Raw genomic sequence first — 13362 nt, 5'->3', positions numbered from 1 at the left:
TTAAGACAATGATGAAAGAAGATTTATTGGAAAAACCGATCGAATGTGAAGCGCCAAACCTTCAGAAGAAAAGAGAAACTGGTATTGGGTTGCTGAAGTATATGGTTGTTGGAGTTTTCTTTGGTATAATTATGGTCAAATCAGAAGTGATCTCATGGTTTAGAATCCAAGAAATGTTTCGCTTGCAATCTTTTCATATGTATGGAGTAATAGGCTCTGCGGTATTTGTGGGAATGATTTCTATATTTCTGATCAAGAAGTTTAACATCAAAACACTTTCGGGAGAGAAAGTGGTAATACAAGACAAGGAATTTAGAAAAGGTCAAATCATAGGAGGCTTTATCTTTGGATTAGGCTGGGCAATTACCGGTGCATGTCCGGGTCCCTTATTTGCCCAAATTGGAACAGGATTTACCATAGTTGTCGTTACTTTGATCAGTGCTTTGGTAGGGACTTGGGTATATGGAAAATTGGCTGATAAGCTGCCGAACTAATAGAGGAAGTGGTCTAAAGAAAAGGTGAATGTGTATTAACTCATTCGCCTTTTTTTGTTTTGATTCTTTCTAGCGGTGATTATGTGTTAGAAAAGGAAAAGCTTTGACAATAGTTTTAAAGGAGACAAAAATAGGTGATTTTTAGATGGGACCGTATTTATCGAAACGGTTAACCAGCCACTTGGGGATTCCGGTAAAGCTTTGAATCCATTTGAAAGGGTGGACCAGATGAAAATATTTCTTGGTTAGATCAAGAAATATCTGGATACTTTGGATTTGTTCCATCCCGATTACAGTCAAGGTGGGCAGATTTCGTAACAAGTACTGATTGGCTGGATATACTGGTTTTAAAGAAGTTAAATGACTAAGCTTCTCAGTATCCTAATAAAGGGTTGTTGAAAAAATACCGTAGATATGGTATTTTTTTTAATATGTTGAAGACGTAGTTTTAAAGGACGTTAATTTTAATAAACACTTGATTAGATGATATTCTTTTATCTTAGTAACTGTTTTGACAAGAATGGGGTACATGAGGTACATAAACTAGGCTGTGCCGAAATTCATGGAATGGATGATGCGAGTTATTTAGGTCCGTTCAATAATGGAGCTGAAGCTTTACGGAAGGCCAGGTTGAACTATGAAAACGTAAGTTTATGTGTACATTGCTGCCCAAAAAAAGTGAATGATGTTTTAGAGAAGCAAGTCGAGCCAAAGTAAGAGATGTTTATGGATTCGCTTCAAAAAACCTTAGTTTTCTATAACGTACAGGAAAGGATACACTGATAGGGTATACCTCATCCATCAATAGGCTTTTTATTTTCCAATCAGAAAAGCCCCCACCAACTTCGTAAGGGATATATTGAACACCATCTAGACAATTGATGAAATTCAAATTATCTACCATGCCTACTGAGGTTGCTTTTAATAGGGATTCTTTTCTTGTCCAAAGTTTGAAAAACTCATGTCTTGGAGAGTATGCATTTTCAATAAAATGAGCCTCTGGTTTTGTGAAACAATTATTGATAAGGGAAAGAAAATCAAATTTACTGTCCACGTACTCAATATCTACTCCTAATTCATCACTGCAAAACCCAAAAATTACCCAGTCCTTAGAATGAGAAATGTTGAAATTGAAATTTCTATAACCTTTAATGGCAGGTTTTTTATTCATACCTTCTACGAACTCAACTTCTTCTGGCTTGCATTTTAGGTATTTAGACAATAGTGTCTTAAGGAATCCTTTTCCAATGGCATACCTTAACCGGTCACTTTCCTTTTGGTACCGGTTCATCGTATTAAACTCTTGTGGAGTAAGAAGCTGTAAAATTTTTTCAATTTTATCTTTCAATTTCTGTACTGGAACTCTCCACAGATCGACATTTTCATCGATTTTAAAGTCAGATTTTACGGTCCAATTGGGAAGCAAAACTGTGCTGCAATGAATCTTGCTAATAAATAGTTGGCTATCCATCATTTGACACATTTTGTCGATAATTGACTGATTTTATTTTGAATTCGAGAAAAACTGATCGAGTTCAAATTTCTTATTACATTTCTCAATTCTATTTATTTAAACGACCAAATTTACAAGGAGTATTATCTGTTTCTTTATTTTGATATTAAATGTTCTTCAAAAATAAATTTATGTATTTTGATAATTTCACAGGTTGGTCACTTGTCACACTCAAAAACTGACCGAAAGTTTGATATAAAAGTCTTCATGTTATCGGGTTGAAAATTTAAGATGGATTATTGTGTGTGACTAAGTTTTTCTTACCTTTCAATTATACATACTATAGTAAAGCTAATCAAATTTTGAATCAATAAAAATGTATTTCGTACTAAAAAAAACGAATTAAGTATTTTAGTGTTCGAAAGGTTTAAAAATGGAAATAATCATGGGTAAAAAGTCCTAACTAATATAATTTAATTGTGTTTTTTGTATTAAAAATAATACTAATAGTTGATTTGGAGTAAGGGAGGTATTGTTGGATAATCTTAAATTTTCCAACAATACCTATCACTGGATTAATTTTCATCCAATAACTTTTGCAGTTTCTTGGCAAACGGTGCTCCAAAGGGAGGATCAAACATACTATTATGATCTCCCTCAATGTCTATTACATTAACTTTCTTCACATAAGGAGACCATCCATAAGTTTTTTCATCTTTTACGGGCGCAATTTTTATAGCTGCTTTAAAAAGTGTCAGTTCAAGATCGATAGGGTACAGACTATAGTTTCTGAGCGAATCATTATTAATTTTTTTGATCATCTTAATGATGGCTGCCCTCTCCTTAGGCTGTTCATCTTCTTTTGACAACCCGATTTTTTGTAAGAAATTTTCTGTTTTTCTTTTAATAGCACGAGCTTTGGTCGTTCGGAAAGTGTTTGGAGCTTTAAAAAGTAACTGAAGATCCACTTTTCTCTGTTCTAATTCCTCACCAAATGAGTCAATAATATTTTTCCTATTATTGGACTTAAGGTCTTCTGGCTCAACACTTGTGTCAAATATAATGAGCTTATTAACCTTTTTGCCCATTTTTATTAATTGAGCAGCCATCTCGAATGCTACATAGCCCCCGAAAGAATATCCACCTATGTTATAGGGGCCTTGAGGATTATGTGCAATAATTTCATGGACATAGTATTTGGCAATGCTTTCTATTCCATGATTTGGCTTGTCAATTCCGTTTAACCCTTTTGCTTGTAGTCCATACAAAGGTTGGTCTTCATCTACAAAGTCAATAAGTTTAAAATAGTTTGTTATGTTGGCAGCTACACCATGAATTAAATATACTGGAGGTTTCCTTCCAGAAGATTTGATGGGGATTAGAGAAGTCCATTCTTTTTCCTGAGCAATTGCTTCGGACTCATCATCTAGTAATTTTGAAAACGTCCTGATGGTGGAATGCTTAAAAAGGGAGGTAAGTGGCAGGTTTTTTCCTGTTGCTTTATCAATTTGACTCATCACTTCCACAGCTAAAATAGAGTGACCACCAAGTTCAAAAAAATCATCGTCCAGATTAATATAGGGCAAGCCAAGACTTTTTAACCATATGTCACTGACTAGTTTTTCGTTTTCCGTTCGGGCTTGCTTATCCGTTACTGAGGCTGAATCGACAGATTTTGACGGGACTGGTAGTGCTTTATAGTCTATTTTTCCATTTGGTGTTAAAGGAAAGTGTGATAAGCTCACCCATTCTGTAGGAATCATGTATTCTGGCAAGAATTTTTTCAAATCATCCTTTATTTGGATATGCTGAGCTTTGTCCAATTCACTTTCAGAAGATTCATTTAACGGTTTTTTGTTTTTTAAGATGACATATGCTATCATTTTCTTAGCACCGTTTGAAAGGTTGTCAACGATGACCGATGCAGCGTCTATATAATCCAAATTCGCAATCTGTTGCTCAACTTCACCAATTTCAATTCTATGGCCCCTAATTTTCACCTGACTGTCCTCTCTTCCCAGGCAAATTATTTCTCCATTAGACAAAAACTTCCCGAGGTCCCCACTTTTATAAAGAACATCAACACTATTGCTGAGTGGGTTGTTGATAAACCTTTCCCTATTCAAATCAGGTCTGTTCCAATAGCCAAGAGATACACCGTCGCCACCAATATAAATTTCTCCAATTGCTCCTGGAGATACCGGTCTAAGGTCTTGATCTAAAATGTAGATTTGTGTATTGGCAATTGGACGGCCAATAGAAGTATAGTTTTCTAAACTCGTGATTCTATTAATGGTAGAAAAAATTGTTGTCTCAGTTGGTCCATAAGCATTCCATATTTCCTTGGTTACCTTTAAAAGTTTCTCCACCAAAGAACTTTGAAAGGGCTCTCCGCCTGATGTAATCTTGATTGGAAGGGGCTGATCCCAACCTACCTGAATAAGCATCCTATATGTTGCTGGAGTAGAGAACATCATGGTGATGTTTTTTTCCTTGAGGGTTTTTAATAGTAGTCTTCCGTCTTTTATTGTTATACTATCAGCCATTATCAAAGTGGCGCCATTTATGAGAGGAGAGAAAATTTCTGCTCCGGCCACATCGAATGAAATAGTTGTAATGGCTAGTATTCTTTCTGATTCATTTACTCCAGGCTTGTCTTTAGTACTTAGTAAAAAGTTTGTTAGGTTTTGATGACTTACCTGAACCCCTTTTGGTTTTCCTGTTGATCCAGACGTATAAAGTATATATACAGGATCAGCTGGGTCTATTTGGGTTTCTATAGGTTTTTTTGATAGGTCTTTACTCTTGATATAGAAATCTTCAATACAAATTTTTTCAATATTTGTATTTAGTTTGTTTCCTAATTCTGAAGTGGTGATGAGTGCTGATGCTTGTGCATCGCTCATCATATGGGTAACTCTTTCTTCAGGTAATTCTGGGTCAATAGGAATATAAATGGCTCCACATTTTGAGATACCCAATAAACCTAATACCATGTCTATTGACCGAGGTAGAAATAGGCCTATCCTGTCACCTTTTCTTATGTTTGATTCAGTTAAATAGTGGGCAAGTTTGTTTGACTGTTCTTCTAATTCTTTATAGGAAATTTTTTGACTTTGAAATTCAACAGCCGTTTTGTCAGCATGCTTTAAAGCCATTTCACTAAAGAAACTTAAAAAAGAGCGATCTTTTGGGTAATCAGTGGAGGTGTTATTCCATACTTGGAGCTGATCTAAAATTTGAGTATAATCGAAAATAGTATAATCACTAATTTTTTGGGAAGGATTTTGAATGATGCCATCCAGAAGCCTATTGAATTCATCCATCATATTTTGGATGGACTCTTCTTTAAATAAGGAAGTGTTATAGGTCCATTCAAACTGAAAGGAATCTTTGCTATTAGTTAAATTTAAAGCAAGCTCAAAATTGTCATATTCCCTGGGGTTACTGATTAGGGAGTAGTCAATGTCATAGAATTTCACATTTGCATCCATTCCCACATCCAGGTTGAAAATCACTGGGACCAAAGGCGTTTTGGAAAGGTCCCTTTTTATGTTCAATTTGGCCAGCAGTTTACTGAAAGTGAAAAGCTGATGGTCATAGCAGTCAAGTATTTCCCCGTTCCTGTTTTTCAAATAGTCCAAAAAGGGTAGGTCTTTTTGAACAGTTGATTTTAATGGAAGTAGGTTGACGCAATGTCCCACAAGGTTGAAAAAGCCAGTGGCCGATTGCCCAGCAGCAGGGACTCCCAAGATAATATCTTGTTGCTTGGTTTTTTTTGCTAAAAATACCTCAAAAGCTGCAATCAATGTGTTGACTAGAGAGGTGTTAGTCGATTGACCAATTGATTTGAGCTGTTCAATTTTTGTTTTGCTGACTTGAAAGTCCAGCCTTTTACTTTTATAGATTTTGTTTTCAGGTCTTTGGAAATCTGTAGGTAAAGTGAACTCATTTTTCTGTTCCCCAAAAAGTTCTAGCCAAAAGTTCTCAGTTTTTTTGAAATCTGGTTGGTTTTCTATCGTCTCTATTTCTCTGGAATATTCACTAAACAGATCAGCGGATAATAAGTTTGGCGTACCATTTAATACCTTTGCTGAATAGATCTTACTAAGGTCTTCTAAAATAACTCCTAAAGACCATCCATCACCAATGATATGATGAATGGTTAGTGTGAAATGATATATTTCATTAGACAGCTTAAAAAGAGCAGTCCTTAAAAGAGGTCCGTTTTCAAGATCAAAGGGAGTAGAGGCATCTTTTTGCTTGAATTCCGAGATAAATTTCTTTTGATTATTGTCGCTTTTTTCTGTTAAATCTATGTCAATGTGATCTGGAATCAAACGCTCATGAATACACATAGTTTTGCCATCAGTGCTAAAAGTTGACCTTAGTGCTTCATGCCTATTTACAATTTCCAAAATGGATGATTTGAAAATTTTGGTATCTAAATTTCCATTGAGTACCAATGAAATAGATTCATTATAAGCCATGTTGGCAACTTCTCCCCCCAATTTGCAGGCCATCCAAATTTCTTTTTGCGGATCAATTGATGGAATAGCTTTTATAAGAGGACTGTTCTCGAAAGGATCGAAGTCAATTTCTTTAAATTCAAATGATGGGTTCATGCTTTTCTAGTTTAAACAGTTTTTAGGTCAAGTTGAAGGTACTTTCCTGGTCGGTCAGGGTCTTGGATGAACCAAGCTGGTTTTCCGTCTAATGTTTTGCCTAACCGTGCTCCTTCAACAGGTGGCTGGTTGTTTTCCATGTGGTTTACAGTAGTCTCACCTAGCCTTTTTGAAAGTTTTGGTAAAAGGTCATCCCAAAATTCAGCAGTAGCCATTTCTGTGAATCCAGCCTTTACTACCTCAATAATTTTTGAAATATCAGCATCTTGGTATGCTGCAGTGGCAAAGCAAGGGAAACCATCATAGATATGAAGTCCTTTTTCTCTAAATGTGGCAAAGAGAAGCTCTGTAAAAGGAATGTCCAGTTTAAATTTGATTTTCCATAAGGAACCGAAGTTGGCTATGTAAGCCGGGATTTCATATTTTTCAAAGAAAGCATTTAGTGAATCTGCCAGGCGTTGAATTTTATTGTCCAGTTCAATTTGTAGTTGTCCTTTGTCATTCTTAATAAACTCTAAAGAAGCTTTTGCAGTGGCTAGGGCAAGTGGATGTCTTACAAATGTTCCTGCAAAATATGTCACGCCGATTTCTGGGACAGAATTGTCTCCGTATTGCCAAAAACCTCCGTCTAATGCATCCATAAATCTGGAGCTTCCGGCAATCACTCCTATGGGAAGACCTCCCCCCACTACTTTACCGTAAGTGGCTATGTCTGCTTTGATGTCAAAAATTCCTTGGGCTCCTTTTGGGTGCATTCTGAAGCCGGTTATTACTTCATCGAATATTAAGGCAGAACCCGATGAAGCAGTTATTTTTCTTAGCTGCTTTAAAAATTCTACAGGGCGGAACTCAGGCCTTCGACTTTGAACTGGTTCTACTAAGACTGCTGCAATTTCATCTTTTCTTTCTTCAATAATCTTTAAGGTTTCGTCTGTCCCGTAGTCAAGGACAAGAATGTTCCCAACTGATTCAGGCATTATACCTGCCGCGGCTGGGAATGATTTTAGGCTTTTTGTTCCCCTAACTATCACTTCATCAAAGGTGCCATGGTAAGAGCCATTGAAGGCTACGACTAATGATCTTTGTGTAACAGTTCTTGCTACTCTGAGTGCGCCCATTACTGCTTCGGAACCTGTATTGCAAAGCGCTGATCGTTCATGTTCGGTAATTTCACAGACTAGCTTACATACCTCTCCGGAAAGTTCGTGCTGCGGTCCGATTTCATAGCCTTTATCCATTTGCTCTTTGATCGCTTGATTGATGAAATCGGGACCGTGTCCAAATAAGACAGAGCCAAATCCATTGAGAATATCCAAATATTCGTTACCGTCAATATCCCATAATCTTGAACCTTTTGACTTGTTAACAACGAGTGAGTAAACCAATTCTTTTATGGCAGGGTTAAAGCCACTTACTACTCTTGGGTCTGCCATATGAGCCCTATTCTTTTGGGTATAGGTTTTACTGGAAGCGGTTTTTAAAGTGTACTTTTGTATAAATGCAGCTATAAAAGCATTGGGTTTATCGCCAATTTTTTGACCTTTTTTCTCAATTCTTGCTGTAGCTCCAAATGGCTTTTTTAAGTTCTCTTGATCTTCTTTTGTCAGTCCGATTGTGTCAGAACCATTTTTCTTTGGAGGCAAATGAATTCCATTTGTCTGTGGGGAATTAAATGTGGCTTGAGCGATAGGTTTGATTTCGTGGTGTGGGACAGAAGGTTGTCCCTGTAATAGGGCGATTTGCTTGGAAAGTAATTCTAACTGCTGTCCTATTAGGCCAATTGCAGATTGACTGTTGCCGTTTTGATTAAATGCCGGCACAGCTCCATTTTGTTGTTGGGGTTGGATATGTTGATGATTTATTGATTCCTCAGAAGGATTTTGGGGGCTTTGGGAAGGAGTAGTATGGCCATTAGTTGCTGGTTGGTACTTATCGGCAGGGAGTTCTTGGTCCAAGTAATTGGTTAATGACTCCAAAGTATTGAACTCAGTATTAAGCTGACGGAACGAAAGTGGTATGCCAAATTCTTTCTTTAAGGTAAATGAAAGTTGAGTTAGTAAAAGGGAGTCTAATCCTAATTCTAAAAATGAACTGCTTGAAGGTTGTCCTTTAATGGGCATTCCAGAAGCATCTTCCAATACGTCTTGGAGCTTTGATAAAATAGTTTCTTTTCTCATGGCATTTAGAGGAGTGTTATTGTGATTTGAACTAGTGCTTGATGGTTTTTTAGTTGTATTTAATGGAGCTGTTTCTGCTTTTGGATCAATCCAGCATCGTCTTTTATCGAAGGCATAGGTAGGTACTTCTATTAAAGCCCTTCTTTGCCCAGAATAAAATTGCTCCCAATTGATGTTTATTCCGTTGGAAGCAAGTTGTCCCATCGAATCTAATATTTCTTTATATTCATTTTCCCCCGATTGTCTTTCTAAGCTATTGACAGTTATAGCCTCTTTGGCAGTAGGGTGCTGTTTTAGTAAGCTTGATAACCCTTTACCTGGACCGACTTCAAGAAACACACTCTGAGGATCAAAATCCAAAAGGTGCTCAATCGCAGGAGAAAACAAAACCGTATTTCTTAAGTGATCTGTCCAATATTGTGGGGAACAGGCCTCTTCTTCTTTAAGCAATTTTCCTGTTACTGTAGATATGACAGGTATATTCGGTGCAGATAGTTTTATCTGACTAACTTGTGTATGAAAAGCCTGCAAAATAGGATCCATCATGGTTGAGTGGAACGCATGGCTGGTAAAGAGTTTCTTGAAAAGGATGTTTTTGCTTTCCAACTCCTTGCTGAACTTTTCTATTTGCTTTGATTCTCCAGCGATTACACAGAGATTTGGGGAGTTTAGTGCCGCAAGTGAGAGCTCTTTGGGTAAGATTGGTTTTATCTTTTCAAAAGAGGATCGGACAGAAAGCATGTCACCACCAGGGAGGTTTGCTACCAATTGACCTCTAACTGTTACCAGTTTTAAAGCATCTTCTAAAGAAATAATACCTGCGAGGTGAGCAGCAACGAATTCACCGATACTGTGACCGCATAAATGGGTTGGAGTTACCCCCCATGACATCCATTGCTTAGCCAGAGCATATTCAATGATGAAAATGGCTGGTTGCGTATATTTTGTGTTTTTAAGCAGGGCCGAAGCATCCTCATTTTCTTCATTTGGATAGATGATATCCATAATGGGTCGATCCAAAAGCAGATCAACTATAGATGAGCAATGGTCTATGGCTTCTCGGAAAACAGTAGCGGATTCATACAGATCTCTTCCCATATTTAGGTACTGAGCACCTTGACCTGGAAAAAGAAATACCAAGGTTTCTGGTAAAGTGTTGAGAGCGGTCTTTGGTATTTTCTCTATACTTTCAGCACAAAGTTTGGCCAGCAGGTCGTCTTTATCTTTGAAAACTAGGTGACTTTTACTTTGGAAATTATGTGATTTAGTATTGATGGAGTAGGTTAAATCATCAAGGTTTAAATGCTTTTTGTTTTTAACAAAGTCCTCTAGTTTAGACCAATATAAGTCCAGACTCTTTTCGGACTTAGCTGAAATATTGATCAAATGAAATGGTGCTGTTGAACTATCTGATTCTTGGACTGGATTGCTATATTCTTCTAAAATGACATGAACATTTGTTCCCCCAATCCCAAAAGAGCTTACACCGGCTCTTAGAGGAAGGTCTGACACCCAATCGACAGTTTTATTGTGAATATAAAAGGGACTTTTGTCAATATCAATTGCTGGGTTTAATTTGGAGAATCCCAAAGACGCGGGAAGTTTTTTGTTATGGAGGGACAGTACTGTTTTAATAAGCCCCGTGATCCCCGCTGCAGCAGTAAGGTGACCTAAATTGCTTTTGATGGATCCAAGGCCGCAGAAGTTTGTTTTTTCAGTATTACCAAAAGCCTTTTTGAGTCCTTCGATTTCGATAGGGTCTCCTAGTGGAGTGGCTGTTCCGTGAGTTTCTACATAACTGATTGTATCTGGACTGATATTCCCATCTTTCAATGCTGCGACAATTACGTCTGATTGGCCTTGTGCACTTGGAGCGGAGAAACTTCCTTTTTGATTTCCATCGTTATTGATTCCAATTCCTTTAATGGTAGCGTAGATCTTATCTCCATCTTGAATTGCTTGGTCTAAGTCTTTGAGCATAATAGCACCAGCACCATCACTAAACATAGTACCACTGGCATTTTCATCAAAAGGCCTGCAATGTCCGTCTTTGCTGAAAATAGCCCCTTCTTGATACAATTGCCCACTTTTTATTGGAGAAGTGATGGTACTTCCTCCGGCTATGGCCATATGGCATTGCCCTGATCGGATACTTTGTACGGCCTGGGCTACCGCAAGCAGGGAAGTAGAACAAGCTGAATAGACACTTATAGCTGGTCCGGTAAGGTCGAATTGATAGGCGGTTCTGGTAGAGATATAGTCTTTCTCGTTTAATGTCATCAGCTGTAATGCACCGTATCTCTCTACTATTTCAGGGTTGCCGAGTAGGTTCTTTTGAAAATAAGTGTTGTTATTTGTTCCGGCAAAAACTCCTATTTTTTGACCTTTTTGATTGGCTTGTGTTCTGGTTTTTTCCAAAAGCTCCCAAGTGATTTCCAAAAATAGGCGTTGCTGAGGGTCCATTAGGGCCGCTTGATTTGGGGTAAGCCCAAAAAAGGAAGGGTCAAACATGTTTACGTCTTCTATAATGCCCCTAGATGGAATGTAGTTTGGATCTGACTTTATCTCTTCAGGGATACTATCATCTAACTCCTCTTTACTAAAGTGAGATATCGTTTCTTTTTCAGAGACCAAATTTTGCCAAAAAGTATCAATATCATTTGCACCAGGGAAACGGCCGGATAAACCAACTACAGCAATGTCTTTTGTGTTGAGGCTGCTGGCTTTATAGATGTCTAACTCAGTTTCTTTACCAGAATTAGCAAAGTCAATGATTTGTTGTATAGTTGGGGATTGATAAATTTGTGTTACTGGTACGTTCAAGTCAAGATTTATTTTGATCTCACTCGATAGTTTTTGTGCCATCAATGAGTTTCCACCAAATTCAAAAAAGTTGTCTTTCAATCCTATGCGGTCAAAGTGAAGTATTTTCTGAAAAATCTCTGCCAGTTGTTTTTCCAATTTGGTTTTGGGACGAATTAATGGAGTATTATACTGTTGGCGACTGTTAATAGGATCTGGTAAGGATTTACGATCTATTTTTCCACTTGTTGTTTTAGGAAAAGCTTGAACTTTTAGATAGACAGAAGGAATCATATATTCAGGAAGCTCCTTCGCCAGATAAGCTGTGATTTCTTGCTGAGAAATTTTATTCGAAATGGAAGAATAATAAGCCGCGAGGTACTTTTGGCCATCATCATATGTTTTTGCCAACACAGCTACTTGGTAAATGTCCTCTAGTTTACTGATGACGGTTTCTATCTCACCGAGTTCTATTCTATGTCCTCGAATTTTTACTTGATCATCTTTTCTGCCTAAAAAAACAATTTCATCATTGGGGCCTATTTGGGCAATGTCTCCGGTTTTATAAATTCGTTTGGTTCCATGTCCCTCAATATTGATCGTCGTAAACTTTTCGTCTGTAAGATCAGGTCGGTTTAGATAGCCTTTTGCTAAGCATGTGCCTGATATACAAAGTTCTCCTTCCTCTCCATTGTTTACTGGTTTTTCTTGATCGTTTAAAACAAAAAGTTCTGTATTGTCTATTGGGAAACCAATGGAGGGTAAAATTGGCCAGTTTTGGCAATCAATAGCATCAAGTCGTAATTGACTGACAACATGAGCTTCGGTAGGGCCATATTGATTAAAAAGTATACTTTCAGGTAACTTACTGAATAATGACTTTACCTGATCAGTAATTTTTAGTTGCTCCCCAGCTGTGAAAACTTCCTTTAATGAGGAAGGAAAAAGGTTATTGGCTACAGCTGCATGTGCTAAGGACTGCATACTGACAAAGGGTAAGAAAAGTCGGTTAATACGATTTTTATCAATAAAATGAAGTAAGGCAAAAGGATCCTTGACCGTTTCTTCATCTATCAAATGTAAGGTTCCTCCGGTAATTAAAGTGCTGAAAATTTCCTGAAAGGAGACATCAAAAGTAAATTTCGAAAATTGAAGTGTTTGGGTTCTTGCTCCGGCAAAAGACTCTTTTTTTTGCCATAGTAGTAAATTAACTAAAGCTGAATGTGACATGGAGACACCTTTAGGTTCTCCTGTCGAACCAGAGGTGAAAAGTATATATGCTATATCGGAAGGTTCAACAGATACACATGGAGGAATTATAGGAAATGAAGCATCTACTACTTTTGGGTTTACCAAATTGATAGGGTTTACATCAGCTGTTTCTTTGAATAATTCTTCTTGATCGGCTAATAAAAGAGGAGCATTTATACTATTAATGATATACTTTATTCTTGAGACAGGAAATTCAGGAGCTATTGGTACATAGGAGGCCCCACATTTTATGATAGCTATGATTCCAATGATCATATCGATAGAGCGATGAATGCAAATAGGCACATTATCACCTTGCTTTACGCCTTGATGGATAAGGAAATGCGCCAATTGGTTGCTTTTATCCTCAAGTGTCTGATAAGAAATGGATTTATCATTGAAGGTTATCGCGGTCTCAAGAGGATTGTTTGTTATGCTATCCTTTAACAGGTCCAATAGGCTTATTTTACAGGGTTCCGAAATCGGTGTTAAGTTCATGGTCGTAAATATTTATAAAAGTTAGATTGACCAATAGAGATAAATAATCTTTAATGATAGCT

At 37.3% G+C, this 13362-nt stretch carries 5 protein-coding genes; 2 read left to right on the top strand and 3 right to left on the bottom strand.

Features of this window, described 5'->3' with window-relative positions:
* The first annotated feature begins 8 nt into the window (after positions 1–8).
* On the top strand, positions 9–494 hold the full coding sequence (locus IFO69_RS02650; RefSeq protein ID WP_192007888.1) for a DUF6691 family protein: 486 nt from the start codon (positions 9–11) through the stop codon (positions 492–494).
* A 483-nt stretch (positions 495–977) separates the two neighbouring features.
* Positions 978–1211 carry a hypothetical protein gene (locus tag IFO69_RS02645; protein ID WP_192007884.1) on the top strand — a complete coding sequence of 78 codons (234 nt, stop codon included), beginning with the start codon at positions 978–980 and terminating at the stop codon, positions 1209–1211.
* 7 nt (positions 1212–1218) lie between these two features.
* On the opposite strand, the gene IFO69_RS02640 is transcribed toward IFO69_RS02645, so the two are convergent.
* The 3 genes from IFO69_RS02640 to IFO69_RS02630 all read right to left on the bottom strand — a co-directional run bounded on the left by IFO69_RS02640 (position 1219) and on the right by IFO69_RS02630 (position 13300).
* On the bottom strand, positions 1219–1968 hold the full coding sequence (locus IFO69_RS02640) for a 4'-phosphopantetheinyl transferase family protein (RefSeq protein ID WP_225443958.1): 750 nt from the start codon (positions 1966–1968) through the stop codon (positions 1219–1221).
* A 554-nt stretch (positions 1969–2522) separates the two neighbouring features.
* Positions 2523–6572: a non-ribosomal peptide synthetase gene (locus tag IFO69_RS02635; RefSeq protein WP_192007880.1), complete on the bottom strand. Its 4050-nt coding sequence runs from the start codon at positions 6570–6572 to the stop codon at positions 2523–2525.
* An 11-nt stretch (positions 6573–6583) separates the two neighbouring features.
* Positions 6584–13300, bottom strand: a complete 6717-nt coding sequence (locus IFO69_RS02630; protein ID WP_192007873.1) for a polyketide synthase — start codon at positions 13298–13300, stop codon at positions 6584–6586.
* Positions 13301–13362 lie beyond the last annotated feature (62 nt).

The sequence above is a fragment of the Echinicola arenosa genome, from assembly GCF_014841125.1.
In the GTDB taxonomy this organism is placed as follows: Bacteria; Bacteroidota; Bacteroidia; order Cytophagales; family Cyclobacteriaceae; genus Echinicola; species Echinicola arenosa.
The sequence above is the reverse complement of the archived record's forward strand: the minus strand, read 5'-3'. Positions and strand labels throughout refer to the sequence as shown.